Source organism: Marinomonas rhodophyticola, assembly GCF_026113935.1.
In the GTDB taxonomy this organism is placed as follows: domain Bacteria; phylum Pseudomonadota; class Gammaproteobacteria; order Pseudomonadales; family Marinomonadaceae; genus Marinomonas; species Marinomonas rhodophyticola.
In genome coordinates this window covers 477,122-492,376 of the sequence record NZ_JAPEUL010000009.1, presented here as the reverse complement: position 1 = coordinate 492,376, position 15,255 = coordinate 477,122, and the positions used below count along the sequence as shown (strand labels likewise).

The 15,255-nt window shown below is 43.7% G+C and carries 13 protein-coding genes and 2 pseudogenes; 9 read left to right on the top strand and 6 right to left on the bottom strand.

Annotated elements, in window-relative coordinates; translation table 11 throughout:
• Nucleotides 1–48 precede the first annotated feature (48 nt).
• Nucleotides 49–1,977, top strand: a complete 1,929-nt coding sequence (locus ONZ52_RS16790) for a B12-binding domain-containing radical SAM protein (RefSeq protein WP_265219851.1) — start codon at nt 49–51, stop codon at nt 1,975–1,977.
• 59 nt (nt 1,978–2,036) lie between these two features.
• On the opposite strand, the gene ONZ52_RS16785 is transcribed toward ONZ52_RS16790, so the two are convergent.
• On the bottom strand, nt 2,037–2,786 hold the full coding sequence (locus ONZ52_RS16785; protein WP_265219850.1) for an RIO1 family regulatory kinase/ATPase domain-containing protein: 750 nt from the start codon (nt 2,784–2,786) through the stop codon (nt 2,037–2,039).
• A 380-nt stretch (nt 2,787–3,166) separates the two neighbouring features.
• Between ONZ52_RS16785 and ONZ52_RS16780 the strand changes: the two genes are divergently transcribed.
• From ONZ52_RS16780 to ONZ52_RS16750, 7 genes are all read left to right on the top strand, one after another.
• Nucleotides 3,167–3,709, top strand: coding sequence for a heme NO-binding domain-containing protein (locus ONZ52_RS16780; RefSeq protein ID WP_265219849.1), 543 nt, complete (start codon nt 3,167–3,169; stop codon nt 3,707–3,709).
• Between the two features lie 13 nt (nt 3,710–3,722).
• Nucleotides 3,723–4,469 carry a hypothetical protein gene (locus ONZ52_RS16775; protein ID WP_265219848.1) on the top strand — a complete coding sequence of 249 codons (747 nt, stop codon included), beginning with the start codon at nt 3,723–3,725 and terminating at the stop codon, nt 4,467–4,469.
• Entirely contained in the window at nt 4,429–5,241 is an 813-nt protein-coding gene (locus ONZ52_RS16770) for a sensor histidine kinase (protein WP_265219847.1), read from the top strand. The genes ONZ52_RS16775 and ONZ52_RS16770 overlap by 41 nt, the downstream gene beginning before the upstream one ends.
• 57 nt (nt 5,242–5,298) lie before the next feature.
• Nucleotides 5,299–6,543 carry a response regulator c-di-GMP phosphodiesterase, NosR family gene (nosR, locus tag ONZ52_RS16765; RefSeq protein WP_265219846.1) on the top strand — a complete coding sequence of 415 codons (1,245 nt, stop codon included), beginning with the start codon at nt 5,299–5,301 and terminating at the stop codon, nt 6,541–6,543.
• Nucleotides 6,544–6,690: 147 nt separating this feature from the next.
• Nucleotides 6,691–7,533 carry a dual specificity protein phosphatase family protein gene (locus ONZ52_RS16760; protein WP_265219845.1) on the top strand — a complete coding sequence of 281 codons (843 nt, stop codon included), beginning with the start codon at nt 6,691–6,693 and terminating at the stop codon, nt 7,531–7,533.
• The gene (locus tag ONZ52_RS16755) at nt 7,476–8,333 is read left to right on the top strand and encodes a diacylglycerol kinase family protein (protein WP_265219844.1); all 858 of its coding nucleotides are present in this window, start codon (nt 7,476–7,478) and stop codon (nt 8,331–8,333) included. Before ONZ52_RS16760 ends, ONZ52_RS16755 begins: the two co-directional genes overlap by 58 nt.
• A 202-nt stretch (nt 8,334–8,535) precedes the next feature.
• Complete coding sequence (locus ONZ52_RS16750; protein WP_265219843.1) at nt 8,536–9,138, top strand: cytochrome b; 603 nt, start codon at nt 8,536–8,538, stop codon at nt 9,136–9,138.
• Nucleotides 9,139–9,226: 88 nt separating this feature from the next.
• Here ONZ52_RS16750 and ONZ52_RS16745 read toward each other — a convergent pair whose 3' ends face one another.
• From ONZ52_RS16745 to ONZ52_RS16730, 4 genes are all read right to left on the bottom strand, one after another.
• Complete coding sequence (locus ONZ52_RS16745) at nt 9,227–9,628, bottom strand: hypothetical protein (protein WP_265219842.1); 402 nt, start codon at nt 9,626–9,628, stop codon at nt 9,227–9,229.
• A gap of 34 nt (nt 9,629–9,662) precedes the next feature.
• Complete coding sequence (locus tag ONZ52_RS16740) at nt 9,663–11,216, bottom strand: BCCT family transporter (RefSeq protein WP_265219841.1); 1,554 nt, start codon at nt 11,214–11,216, stop codon at nt 9,663–9,665.
• 260 nt (nt 11,217–11,476) lie between these two features.
• Nucleotides 11,477–11,929: a PA2169 family four-helix-bundle protein gene (locus tag ONZ52_RS16735; protein WP_265219840.1), complete on the bottom strand. Its 453-nt coding sequence runs from the start codon at nt 11,927–11,929 to the stop codon at nt 11,477–11,479.
• 154 nt (nt 11,930–12,083) lie between these two features.
• Nucleotides 12,084–12,545: an Lrp/AsnC family transcriptional regulator gene (locus ONZ52_RS16730; protein WP_265219839.1), complete on the bottom strand. Its 462-nt coding sequence runs from the start codon at nt 12,543–12,545 to the stop codon at nt 12,084–12,086.
• A 136-nt stretch (nt 12,546–12,681) separates the two neighbouring features.
• On the opposite strand from ONZ52_RS16730, the pseudogene ONZ52_RS16725 reads away from it, so the two are divergent.
• A pseudogene (locus tag ONZ52_RS16725) lies at nt 12,682–13,721 on the top strand (zinc-dependent alcohol dehydrogenase family protein).
• A 74-nt stretch (nt 13,722–13,795) separates the two neighbouring features.
• On the opposite strand, the pseudogene ONZ52_RS16720 reads toward ONZ52_RS16725, so the two are convergent.
• Nucleotides 13,796–15,054: pseudogene (locus ONZ52_RS16720) on the bottom strand (dicarboxylate/amino acid:cation symporter).
• Nucleotides 15,055–15,255 lie beyond the last annotated feature (201 nt).

Here is a 15,255-nt window from a genome sequence, read left to right as displayed (position 1 = left end):
ATGCTAGAATCTGCCTATTCCGATTAGGTTTTACTTTAAAGGCAGGCTATGACCGTTCTTCTGATGACCCCACCCATGACGCAACTGAATACACCGTATCCCGCAACGGCGTATCTGACTGGCTTTTTGCGCTCTCGGGGCTATGAGGCGGTACAGCGCGATCCGGCCATTGAGCTGTTCCTTGAAATGATGACAGCACCGGCGCTGGATATTATTCGTCAGCATGTGGAAGACAACTTCGAATCCTTTGAAGACGATGAACTGCCCGACGCGGTGTTTTGTTTCTTAGCCGAATTTGACCGTTATCGTCTGTGTGTCGAACCGGTTATTCGCTTTTTACAAGGCAAGGATTCCAGTCTTGCGCTGCGTATTGTTTCGCGGCGTTTTTTGCCAGAAGGCCCAGCGTTTGACGCCATTGCGCAGATGGAAGAAGTGTCAGGCGATATTCTCAAAACCGCTTTTGGTCAGCTTGGTGTGCAAGACAAAGCCAAGTATTTAGCCACTTTGTTTATCAATGATTTGTCGGCGGTGATCACACAAGGCGTTGACCCGTATTTTGAAGTCAGCCGTTATGGCGAGCGTTTGGCAGCGGCTAACCCAAGTTTTGATGATCTCTACAATACCCTGATGGGCGAGCCAAGCTTTAGCTCTGAAATTTTAGAGCAATTAGTCGAGCAGTATTTGGAAGAAACTCAGCCTAGTGTGGTGGCGTTAACCGTGCCATTTCCCGGCAATATGTTAGGCGCTCTACGTATCGCGCAAACCTGTAAAGCCATTAATCCTGACCTACCTATAGTATTGGGTGGTGGTTTTATTAATACTGAGCTACGCGCACTGAAAGATCCTCGTGTGTTCGAGTTTGTCGATTTCATCTGCCTAGATGATGGCGAACGCCCATTTATGACACTATTGGAATTCTTTGACGGCAAGCGTGAGATAGACGAGTTAGTGCGTACTTACTTCCTCGCTGAAGACGAAGATGGCGAACCATTCGTTCACTACAATGAAAACGCCGAGTTGCACGACATTCCGCAAACCGATGTTGGCACGCCAATTTACGATGGTTTGCCGTTAACCGAATACTTGTCCTTGTGTGAAATGCTCAACCCTATGCATCGCATCTGGAGCGATGGCCGCTGGAATAAGCTAACCATCGCCCACGGCTGTTACTGGCGCAAATGCAGTTTCTGTGATGTGACACTGGATTACATCGACCGTTACGACGCAGCGGGTGCCGATATTCTGGTGGATCGCATTGAAGAATTAATCGAAGAAACCGGACAGACGGGGTTTCACTTTGTCGATGAAGCCGCACCACCAAAAGCGCTGTTTGCCTTAGCAAGACGCCTAATCGAACGGGGCGTGGTGATCAGTTGGTGGGGCAATATTCGCTTTGAAAAAACCTTTACACCAGAGCGCTGCCAGTTGTTAGCGGATTCTGGCTGTATTGCCGTAAGCGGTGGTCTTGAAGTGGCCTCTGATAGATTACTAAAACTGATGAAAAAAGGCGTCAGTGTGGAGCAAGTGGCTCGCGTAACCAAAGCTTTCAGTGATGCGGGTATTCTGGTGCATTCTTATTTGATGTATGGCTTCCCTACTCAAACCGAGCAAGAAACCGTTGATGCGCTCGAAATGGTGCGTCAAATGATGGCACAAGAATGCTTCCAATCGGCCTTCTGGCATCGATTCGCGGCCACAGCACACAGCCCGATAGGCATTAATCCGGAAGAATATGGCATCACGCTCGCGGAACGTCCTGACATCATGTTCGCGGAAAACGATGTGGATTTCACCGATCCAACCGGTACGGATCACGATATGTTAGGCGACGGATTACGTAAGGCGCTTTACAACTACATGCACGGCATCGGTTTTGATCAGCCGATGGATTTCTGGTTTGATAAACCAGTGAAACGCACCTTAGTGAAAAAAGATCTGATTGCCAAAGCCTTGAACAATCTAATTGTCAGTAGTTAATCGCGCTTTAGAAAAATCCTGTTATTGGTATGGGATTCATAACGTATCAGGGCCTGCTCTTACAGCTTTTCCATCATATTGCGAAACAAATCAGCACCAGGCAGCTGACTGGCGAGACCAGACAACCAGAGATAAGCACGGTGTATTGGATAACCACGAAAAATCCAGCGCTTTCTTAATTGGTTATAATGGATGAAAAACGCTTTCTTATACTCAGCCATGGGGTGTTCACACAGCGCTGACCAAGCTTTATATACACCCGAGAGATCCGCCCCCCGCATAATACGCTGTAACCCAATGGGAAAACGGGAATAGGTTATAGCAGATTGAAAATCAATAAAATAAGGCTGGCCGTCTTCTCCGACAAGAATATTACCTAGATTTCGTAAATCTAAATGCACCAAACCGCGACGGTGCATTTCAGACACTCTATGTTCTAATTGGCTAAAGAAAAGCTTAGGCAGTTTCTTATTTTGTTTATTGAGTGTTCGTAGAGGTGTTCCCTCAATAAAAGAATAGGCAATACTAATGTCAGAAAGGCGATGAAATTCATTGCTCACGCCATTCATGCCGCTGAGGCGCTCTAAGGCTTTGTATTCTTGATTAATAAACAAACGCGCAACCGTTTTCCTCACGATCCAAGGGCTATGTTGAAAATCTTTAATAACAAAATCAAAGTGATCATCTTTGTATCGATAGACGATCGCATTGGCGAAGCGCCCTTTGTGAAGCACACTAATATGATGGTTATGGAATGAATGCTCAGGAAAGCACTCACCTAACTGCGCAGTCAAAACTTGCTCTTTCATCACTGACACCTGCATCGGCTATCATCTTGTTAATGAGATTAACAAACGTCAGTTTTATGCAATAGAGGTGAACATGAGTCTCACATTTCATTACCTTTTTATTCCAAACTATGCAGAAAATCTGTCAAAGATGAATGAAACAGCGTTTTTTTCCGTTTAATGTATTTCAAACATTATTTATGGTGATATCCCGTCTGACTAAAGCTAAACGCTAACACATGAATCCACATTTACATGACACGAGTTCAACTTTGGCTTTCTCTTTACCATATACGCCTTAACGCCCAACAAAAAATTACGCACCTAAACCAATTACGTCTAAGATTTTCTACGCTTTTTGTCTACTCTATTAAATTATACAACTGCGCAGGGTAGATATCATGAAAGGTGCCGTTTTTACTCACTTTCAAGAAATGATCGAAGACCAATTTGGTATGGAATGCTGGGAAACATTACTAAGTAGATGTGACTTACCCAGCGGTGGAATTTATACCAGTGCAGACAATTACGATGATCAGGAAATAGTGTCCCTTGTCGTCGCACTGTCCGAGCATAGCGCTATTCCAGTGCCAGATCTGATCGAGGCCTTTGGACGCTATTTATACAAAGGCTTAGCCCATAGCTTGCCACCTTCGATGATGAATTTCCCAGACCTTTGGTCACTACTAGAAGCGGTAGATTCTGTTATTCATGTGGAAGTTAACAAGCTCTATCCAGATGCTTTAACACCAAAAATTCTCGTCACCGAAAAGCGTAAAAATGGCGTCACACTTTATTATCAATCACCTCGAAAAATGTGTTTATTAGCCATTGGCCTAGTACACCAAGCGGCTGAGAGTTTTGGAACGTCCGTTACCATTAAACACACTTGCTGTATGAATGAAGGAGCCGATCATTGCTCCATGATAATAGAACGCAGCTAACTAGGAGACGGACATGGAATACGAAGCGGCTTTCCAGCGAGAGCGTAAAGCACGTAAAAATGCAGAGGCCATTCTTGAGCAAAAAAGCCGCGAGCTTCACTTTGTTAATCTTGCTTTAAAAGAAAATGTTGACTCTCTACACTTTGCAGTACGAGAAAATAAATTTCTTATTCATATTGGTCGATACGGTCTAGAAAAACCGCGTTTTCGTGATTTTCTGCCCACTATCGTCAATGACATGATGCATCTAAGCGACATGTCCTTTGCCGCTTTTGCCCATTTCCCATTCGATCGCAATCAGGCTGACACTTACTCTGCGCTACTACAAAATCTCGGTCAACATGAAGAGCAAGCACTAGAAATCAACAGCAATGAAGCCAAAGAAATCATTAACGAAGTCGAACACCATGTTAAAGAAAGGAAAACGACACATTTACAGATTATCGATTTGGTCATCAATGGGAAGAAAATCGATACGGTCATTGCCTTACCAGTCATCAGCCTAGATTATATTAGCGGCATCATCTTTTTGTTTAGTCAAGGATTAACAGACAAACAAAATCAGGTACTGAATGTCTTCAAAACAGGAATCAAACAACTCGCCATAATAATGGAGCACAGGTTTCAGGAAGACAGGCTGCTGGAAAGTTATAAAGAAATCACCAGTGCTAATGAAGCGCTAAAAGAAGCACAAAAAGAAGCTTATCCAATCAGAAAAAATGGCAACCGTTGGGCAACTTTCGGCTGGGATTGCCCATGAAATTAATAACCCAATGGGGTTTATCAAAAGTAATATGAAGTCTTTAGGCGAATACCTTAATGACTTTATAGACTATGCTGCCGCATCTAAAGCGTTAACAAAAGCCTCTCTTCGATCTCCTGATTCTAATGTCAATAAGCCAGCCCAAATCGTCGAGAAGATTTGGTGTGATATTGATATGAACTTTTTAATGCAGGATACACAAAACCTTCTTGATGAGTCACAACAAGGTGTTAAGCGAATTATCGACATCGTCGGCGGCTTAAAACGCTTTTCACGTCAATCAGACAATCAAAAAGAAGCCTGTAAGATCCATGAAATTATCGATGAAGCATTAAGACTCGCCAATAATGAACTAAAGTTTAAGGGCGTGGTAAACAAGCATATAGACGACGTACCAGCAATAATGGCAAATAGCGGTGAACTTTTGCAGGTGTTTTTAAATCTATTTGTGAATGCGTCTCATGCAATGAATGAACATGGCGAGTTAACGATAACACTAGCAGAAGGCTCAAATGGCATCACCGTAAAGGTTGCCGATAACGGTTGTGGTATTGATGAAAAAGACTTGAAGTCTATTTTCAATCCATTTTTTACCACCAAAGACGTGGGTGTGGGTACCGGATTAGGCTTATCGATATCCTATGGCATTATTGAAGATCACCAAGGCACCATTGAAGTGAAAAGTGAACTAGGCAAAGGGACAGAATTTAGCATTTGGTTACCTTACCAAGACACTCGCGCAGCCAGTTTAAAGGAGAATGCTACATGAACATCAATGTATTAGACATGGAGGATCAGGAAATACTGCCAAGCTTACTACTGGTCGATGATGAAAAATGTACTGTCATCTTTAAAGCGTTTATTTCGCAAAACAGAGTGCAATGTATTTATAGCGGGTAGCGGCCACGAAGGACTAGAAATATTAAAAGAACACAATATTGATATTATCATTTCTGACGCCCGTATGCCTAAAATGACTGGACCTGAATTTTTAACTGCTGCGGCAGAGCAATATCCACATACAAAGAGGATTCTTTTAACTGGCTATGCAGATATGGAAGCGATCGTTGAGGCAGTAAACTTAGGTAAAATTTCTCATTACGTAGAAAAACCATGGGACGACGAAAAACTGCAACAATTGGTTGAAGACACTTTAGTCACTATAAATCTAAAGAAAAAGAATGAACACCTGCAGTCTCTGCTTGCCTCTCAGAATGAAAAACTCATCGCAATGAATGAATCATTAGAAGCAACGGTCAAAGAACGCACAAAAAAAATCATCGAAATTAACTCTGCACTACAGGAAAACTACAAGAGTACAATTGATCTATTTGCCAACCTGTTAGATATGCGGAATCCCAAACCTAACGTTGATGTGCCCGATATAATTAGCTTAGTAACAGACATGGCAGAACTGTTACATTTACCGCAAAGAGAGCTTATTCATCTTACTAGGGCCGCTAAAATGCGTTACATGAGCCAAATGAGCTTCGCTGATGAACTGCTATTCACTCCTTACGTTTTATTATCAGAAGAACAAAAACACGAGTATAAACAGTATCCGTTAAAAGGGGCGATGTTACTTAAAAACATCCGCCCTTTAGTGACCGTTGCCGACATTATCCTTCACCATAAGGAATATCTAAACGGTGAAGGTTATCCTAGAGGAGAGAAAGGCGAATCCATTCCTAAGTCCGCCCAAATATTAACCGTAGCCAATGATTATGTTGAGTTAATTACAGGCCGCCTGTTAGAAAAAACGCTAACCCATCAAGACGCAATCAACTATTTAGAGACCAAATCCGGTACTCATTATTCTGTCAGTGCCGTTGAAGCGCTAAAATCCTCTTTATCTTTGAAGAAAGTTGAAACGCCTATCAACGACCTTCATGTTACCTCTCAGCAACTGACAGCAGGAATGGTATTGTCTCGAGACTTAAGAAATCATAACGGCGATTTTTTACTCAGCAAAGGGGTAAAATTAGCAGACAGTACCGTTATGCTTCTAACAGAACTGGAAAAAAGCGCTAAAAAGAGTTTCAACTATTTGTCGACATACCACTTGGATTAGAAGTACCCCGCAAACTCCTAAAAAAACTTTGCAACTGATTTTGCACTGTTTACCTAGCTTTACAGCATCCTCACTTCTCCCTGCCTTTATTTTAATAGGGGGTGTGGTACTCTGTTTACACTATAGCTGGACTCTAGGAGAGTGGTATTGTTTAAACCAAACTATTATTTATTGATCACGGCTGTCTTTGTATTGTTGGTTATTATGACTCGCAATGTGTATTTTCAGTTGGCTTGGGCATGGTTTGCCTTGTCATTTTTCACCGTCAGTCTTGCCTATCTTCTTAATAAACCGACTATTTTTCGCAAACGCTCCGATGGCACGGTGCCCGTCTATATTCGTTGGGTATTTATGCCATTTTTGTGGAGTACACAACTCTATAACAGCTGGGCGAGAAGCACAGATTCGGTTCCTGCATTGCAAAAAATAGATGACGGTTTATACCTTGCGAGACGCTTATTCCCATCGGATATTCACGATATCAAAAACGCTAATATCAGTGCGGTATTAGACGTGACCGCCGAGTTCAGCTCACTAAACTGGATGTCTTATCAAGCCGATATTGATTATTTGAATATTCCGATTCTTGATCATTCTGTACCGTCTGATACACAAATCCACCGCGCGTTGAATTGGATACACACACATCGTAAAACGGGACGTTCCGTTGTTATTCACTGCGCTTTAGGTCGTGGCCGTTCTGTATTTATGATGGCGGCGTACTTACTCAGCCAAAAACCCAAATCATCGCCTGATGCTATCATGGATAAGATCCGCGATATTCGCCAAACCGCTCGCTTGAACAAACGTCAGTTTAAGCATTTAAAACGTGCTTTAGATAATAAGCTTTTAGTGGTACATAACTCCGCGTGGCTAATCGCCAACCTCGGTATCGGGTCTCTCGTCAATGGGAGGAACAACAAGACGTTATTTTGCGCTATTTATCCGCTTACTTTAATGTCACGGTCAAAACCACCACACCAGAAATAAATGGTACCGATCTAGCCAAACAAGCCGTTAAAGCCTCACCCGATATGATTATCGCTTGCGGTGGTGATGGAACGGTCACAGAGGTCGCTGCGGCTATGGTTGGCACTCACATTAAATTGGGGATCATTCCCTTTGGGACGGCCAATGCTTTAAGCCATGTACTATGCGGTACGCTCTCAAAAGTAGCCTCACTTGAAACCATCTGTTTAAATCTGATCGATGGCTGCGAACAGCGAATTGACACCGCAACCTGTAATGGCGAATTAATGTTATTGCTCGCTGGCGTTGGCTTTGAGCAACAAATGATTGAAAAAGCCGATCGAGAAAAGAAAAACACCAGCGGTCAATTGGCTTATTTAAAGGGCTTATGGGAGGCCGTCGGACAAAACGAAGTGCATGAGTTTTCCGTGCAACTCAATGATGAAGCCCCCTTTACCATAAAGACGCCAAGCTTAACCATTGCCAATGCCGCACCTGTTACGACGTTATTGGCACAAGGAAAAGGTGTGCCCAATATTATGGATGGTGAGCTGGATTTAACTTGGTTAGATCCTGACCGCATGCAAATATTGAACTTAGCAGAATTGGCCATGCTTGGCATGGGCGATAAAAACGAAGACAGTGAATCCGTTGAGGGCAACAATGGTATTTTCCATCGTTCAGCACAACGTGTCACTGTGGATATCAGTCAAGTCGGTCACTATGTCATAGACGGCGAAACGCGTGAAGCAAAGACGCTAGAAGTCGTCGTCAGACCTCAATCCTTAAGCGTGATCGTGCCCGAGTCGATAATTAACTAGCTTCACCATCCTTGCTGCAATACCTGAACTAGAGACTCAATTTTTATTAGGCTCTAGTTGTAGGTGTCACAACTTCACAACAAAACAACTTCAAATGATAACAATTATCGTTATAATAAAATCTCTTATACCATCACTTTTAACCACTAAAATACATTCACGATTTCAGGACACGGTTAAAAACTAGGGAGATTTAGGTTTAATGACGTTACATGTGAACAACGCCGACGCCTCAAATCAAGGCAAGACACATCCCCGAAACAATCAGTGGCGAGACGGCTATAACCACTATGGGAAAATCAGCCGAACACTGCATTGGCTAACAGCAGTACTCGTCATACTGCAATTCTCTATTGTGCTGGCTTGGCGGGGAACAGGAAAAAATACGATTACATTATTCTTAGACAGCATAGGCCCACATGGGTCACTAGGTCTTCTGATTCTAGCTGTTACCCTTGTTCGTTTATATTGGACATGGCTAAACCGAAAACAACGCCCACCAAAAGCACCAGGCCTAGGTGGAAAAGTTGCACACCTCGTTCATATTAGCTTTTATGCGTTACTGCTTTTTTTGCCAGCTTTTGCACTTCTACGTCAGTACGGTGAAGGTTATGAAATACGCTTATATGGCATGACAATACTACCTGAAGCAGAACGTCACATTGCCTGGATGGTTGCTCCTGCCGATCTGTTACACAGCCCTCTCTCATGGCTACTGGCAGGATTAATGATAGGCCATATAGCAATGGCTCTAATACACCGCTTTTGGTTCAAAGATAACATTTTGGCCCGTATGGCAGGATGAAATGCTGCCAACTAAAAAAGCCAACATTCACTCTTGCTAAGCGAATGTTGGCTTTTTACTAAGTCCTAGCTATTTTACTAGATCTAAACTAAGACACAGTATTCCAAGGTAATTGCCCAGGCGCGGAATCAACGAAGTTGAAGTACTGTTCTAGCTGGTCAATCAAGTCACGTATTACCTCATCTTGACTACAGCCGTAGAGTTCATAACCAAGGGCACCGTTACGAATATATACGTCCGCTTGCCAATGAGTGTCGTATTTCGAGTTTTCGCTGTGCGCTTCTGGGATTTCATGTTCCGTGGCGATCACTTGGTAATAGAAGTCCAATTTTTCGTCACGCTCTAGTTGAAAAGTGACGCCGTTTTCTTCTTTGGTAATATTGGCTTTCCAACCATGAGTCGCCAATTCCTTCTGAACTTCCACCATCGCTGGCTCGACAACATCTTTGATAAAGTGCTTTACCTTGGCTTCGCCAGGGAATTTAAACAAGGTACTTAAGCGCTTACGCCAGCTACCTTCGTTACTAAAGGCTCGGCCACGGTGTCGCTGCAGCTTCTACCGCGGCCCCACGATGACCCTCGATTACCAAGGCTCGCCATAAACCAAGTGCGGCAACCAACATGATGATGGCAAAAGGCAAAGCAGCCAAAATACTCATGGTTTGCAGTGCGCCTAAGCCACCAGCCAATAACAAGGTTGCAGCGATAATACCTTCAAGAGATGCCCAAAAGACTCGTTGCCAAACTGGCGTTTCTAGCGCACCACCAGACGCCAAGGAATCCACCACTAAGGAACCAGAGTCTGACGAGGTGACAAAGAAAGTAATAATCAAAAAGACGGTGACCACAGATAAGAAGGTCGACCAAGGTAGCAAGTCATAGAACTGAAACAAGGCAACCGAATGATCCGCTTGAACTTCACCAATCAGCACATCCTTACCCTGCTCCATAATCAAATACAGCGCGGTATCGCCAAAGATAGCAAACCATAAAAAGGTAAACAGAGTCGGAACCGCAAGCACGCCAAAAATAAACTGACGAATCGTACGACCACGGCTAATCTTGGCAATAAACAAACCAACAAACGGTGCCCAAGCGATCGTCCAAGCAAAAATAAACAGCGTCCAATTACCAATCCAATCACTTTGCGTATAAGCCTGTAGATTAAAAGTACGCTCGACAATGTTACTCAGATACGAACCAGTGTTTTGTACAAAAGCATCAAGAATATGGATGCTTGGGCCAACAAAAAACACAATCACCATGATGAATACAGCCAAGCCCATATTCAAAATCGACAGGTTTTTCACCCCTTTATCCATACCCGCAACCACAGAGCCAATGGCAGCTAAGGTGATTAAACCAATAGCGGTGATTTGCACCATGGTATTAATCGGAATGTCTTCCCAAAGATAATGCAAACCTGCATTGATCTGGGTAACCGACAAGCCAAGCGTAGTGGCCAAACCAAATAAGGTACCGAGAATCGCAAATACGTCGACAATATGACCAATAGGGCCGTATATACGATCACCAATCAGAGGATACAGCGCCGAACGCACCGACAGCGGCAAGCCATGACGGAACGCAAAATAAGCCAGCACTAACCCCATCAGGCCGTAAATACCCCAGATATGTAAGCCCCAATGGAAATACGCAATCTGCATGGCTTCACGAGCGGCACCAATGGTCTCTGCGGTCGCATTGGGTGGTTGGGAAAAGTGCAAAACAGGTTCTGCCACGCCAAAAAATAACAAGGCAATCCCGTAACCAGCCGAGAAAAGCATGGCAAACCAAGCGGGAAAACTGTATTCAGGGTCTCCGTGATCTGGGCCTAAGCGAATATTGCCCCAGCGACTAAAACCAATACAAACAAGAAATACGAGAAAAATCGCGGTCGCCAGCATATAAAACCAGCCAAAGGTCTTAGTCACCCAAGCCAATGCACTTTGAAATACTTCTCCTGCAAGCTCTGGATTACTTAAGGTTCCGACGATAAGAAATAGGGTAACGACAACGGTTGGAATAAAGACTGGAAGCAAAATCGCCCCCGTTGCCGTCTTTTGTGAATAGGTCATAAAGGCTCCTCCTTTGTGCATACTTTGACAAAAGCGGACAATAATTGCAAGAAAATGTTTAGACATCTAAACATATGGCACGTTAAGTGAGCCTGTCGAATGGACACAAAAAAGCCAGCATTGACCCTAATCTGCCAATGCTGGCTTTCGTATTACCGCCGTATTCAGCGACTATTTTTCTTAACTGCCCCCCTGATCTCGTTTTAACCAACAGAGATTAAGCAGTGAAATAAAGCGCTGTTTGATTCCAGTACAAATTGTTAATGCTGAGCGGCTACTTGCAGTGCTTTCATTTCGTCATGACACTCTTTCATTCTAACTTTAACGCGGCGCAAAGTGACTTCACAATCTTGCGTTTGTTTTCTCTCAAGCGCTAAATCAAGCTCTTCGAGCACCTTGTCTTCTACTTCTTCTAACTGATCAATGTAAGTAAAAGCAGTCGATTCGCTGGAGATCTTAGACATCAACTTAGTATAAGTTTGGCGCGCTTTGACTAGATTATTGGTATCGGTTTCTACTTCACCTTGCTGATCGACAGCGAATGGCTGCAGCTCAGCAACCGCTTCCGCTTTAGCGCCAATCATGCGATTAAAAAAAGCGTTATAAGTGCTGTCATCTAATTTGGTTTTCGCTTCTTGGTAGAATTCAATACCGCCGTTCATTACTTTAATAATGTCTGTAATGTGGTGGGCATGTGCAGTTTGATTTTGCATCTTTCCTCCTAAGCTCAATAGCTCCTAGTTAGCGTTTCACTTACTTCGTGTTCCTGCATACATATTTGGTGATGGCAGGATTAAAAACAACCGCATTTCAAGAGATGCACTTAGACTGCATATTTATTACAAAAAGTAGATACACTCTTGATCATTACACTGGCAACCGGGTTGAGGCTTTAAGTTCTCGTAAAGATATATTCGAAACAATTGCGGAAACACCAGGCAATTTCCTCAGCACTTGGTCGACAAAACGGCTGTAATCGTCTAAGTCTTTGGCGACTACTTGCAGTAAGAAGTCCGCCGCGCCTGTGGTGTTATGACACGACAAGACATTGTCACAATGCTTAATAATCTTTTCAAACGCTTGAGTCGTGTCTTCATCGTGTTGATTACATGTCAGCTGCACAAACGCCATCACGCCAAAGCCTAATTTACGACGATCTAGATTCGCCTGATAATCGGTTATGATGCCTTCTTCCTCTAGGCGTTTTAATCGTCGCCAACAAGGTGTTTCACTCAACGAAAGTTCACTGGCTAGCTTTGCGTTCGTCAATTTGCCATCTTGCTGCATACGTCGAACAATATCAGTGTCTACCTTATCCAAAGCCGCCATTGAAAGATTCCTCTCTAATTTATCTATTATTAGAAATAGTATTTCTTAAGTTCGCTAATATTCAAGGAAAAGAGCAAAGTAATTTCTCGTGCATTAGGTAGGCTACTCATTAGATGATTACCAACAGGAGCACACCATGAAAGCCGTTGTTTACGAAAGCTTTTCAGCCACGCCTAAAATTATGAATGTCGAAGACCCAACACCAGAAAATCATGGTGTTGTGATCAAAGTTGAAGCCACTGGCGTTTGCCGAAGTGATTGGCATGGCTGGATGGGACACGACCCAGACATTGTGCTGCCACACGTTCCGGTCACGAATTTGCCGGCATTATTGAAGCCGTTGGCAAAGATGTTCAACGCTTCAAAGTCGGTGACCGAGTTACTGTGCCCTTTGTTAGCGGCTGTGGCTCTTGTCATGAATGCCATGGCGGCAATCATCAAGTCTGCGGTAATCAAACTCAGCCAGGCTTTACCCATTGGGGATCTTTCGCGGAATACGTTGCCATTCATCACGCGGATGTGAATCTAGTTACCCTGCCTGAAAACATAGACTTCACCACAGCAGCCAGTCTTGGCTGTCGCTTTGTTACCTCGTTTAGAGCGGTGGTTGATCAAGGAAAAGTCAGCGCAGGTCAATGGGTGGCGGTGCATGGCTGTGGTGGTGTTGGCTTGTCAGCCATTATGATTGCCAATAGCATTGGTGCCAATGTGATTGCCGTGGACGTGACAGACGATAAACTTGAGGCTCGCAAAAGCCCTAGGCGCCTACGCAACCATTAACGCCACCCACGTAGCCGATGTCGCTGCAGCCATTAAAGACCTCACCCGCGGCGGGGCCATGTCTCAATCGATGCTTTAGGTCACCCAACAACCTGTATCAACTCCATTAAAAGTTTGAAAAAACTCGGCAAGCACGTTCAGGTCGGCTTGTTGCTAGGCGAGCAAGCCACACCGCCGATTCCAATGAATTTAGTCATTGCCCACGAGCTAGAAATCATCGGTAGCCATGGTATGCAGGCGTTTCGTTACGACGCTATGTTGGCGATGATCAAGTCAGGCAAGCTCAGTCCAGAAAAGCTACTCGGCCGAACCATCAGCCTAGAAGAATCCATTGCCGCACTGATGAATATGGACAAGGCAAACCCACCGGGTGTCACTGTGGTTACACGTTTCTAAAGACTACTTGGTCCATAAAAAAACGCTTACCTCCAAGAGGTAAGCGTTTTTTTATTATGAGAACGTAACCGTTTTTAGGCTTGCTTTTTCTCTAGATGCAATTCAGAGAAATTCCCAGCGTCAGGGTCATTATATATCGCTTCATCTAGCTGCCCTTCGCTCTTAGCCACCACGATAGATACCATGGCATCGCCTGAAACGTTCACCGAAGTCCGAATCATATCTAATAATCTGTCAACACCCAGAATCAAGCCAATGCCTTCAATCGGCAAGCCAACTTGAGCAAATACCATAGACAGCATGATCAAGCCCACACCGGTACACCAGCGGTACCAATAGACGCTAATACGGACATCAAAATAACGGTTAAGTAACCCATCATGCCCAGTTCAACGTTATAGATATTGGCAATAAAGACAGTGGCAACACCCTGCATTATGGCCGTACCATCCATATTGATGGTTGCGCCAAAAGGCACAGTGAAAGACGCTACCGAGTTTTTCACCCCCATGCGTTGAGTCACAGTACGCAGGGTCACAGGAATGGTTGCGTTGGAGCTTGAAGTACTAAAAGCAAACACCTGAGTGTTGCGCATTTTCTTCATGAAGGTAAAAGGGTTCAAGCCTGATAAGACTTTTAAAATCAGCTGTAAAGTCACAAATAAATGGAACAACAAGACACCAATCAAAACCAAAACATAACCAAGAAGTTGAGCTAGTAAATCCATACCCAAATCGGCAATCGCTCTAGCAATCAAACAGAAAACCGCATACGGAGCTACTGCCATGATGATGTTAACCATCTTCATCATGATTTCATTCAGCGCTTCGATAAAGTCGCTAACAACGTTGGCTTTTTTCCCGACCATTAAGATACTGACGCCAAACATGATAGAGAAGAAAATCACTGGCAGCATGTCACCATCCGCCATCGCACTGATTGGATTAGATGGAATGATATTGATTAAGACAGTTGAGAGCGGTGGAGATTCTTTGCCCGTGAAGCTCACAGAAGACTCTGCATTCATGCCTTCACCAATACCAAAGCCTGTTGCAATAATTAACGCTGCAGCAATGGCAATGGCTGTCGTCACTAGGTACAAAAAGAAAGATTTGGAGCCAATTCTTCCCAGCAATTTAATGTCGCCGATACCACACACACCACACACCAAGGAGAAGAAGACTAGCGGCACAACTAGCATTTTGAGCGCATTTACAAACATGGTACCAACGACTTTAAACGCACCATCGGTTAAGTAACTGTTTGCCCATGTTCCGTCAGCGTTTAGGCCGGTTAAATTAAGGATCAGTCCAACAATGATACCGAGCACCATTCCAAGTAACACTTTAAACGTTGTATTCATAAGTTTCTCTCTAATTCCATTTTCCATTAATTTGGATAGCAAATGGCTATGGCTCTAAAATAAAAGTCAGGCATATTACCTGTCCTTTTAGTGCATCTAAACCACTTTTTTGGCAGAAGGGATATAAACAGTATTACTGTAAAGCTCGATATGAGCAAGAAACGTACAAAG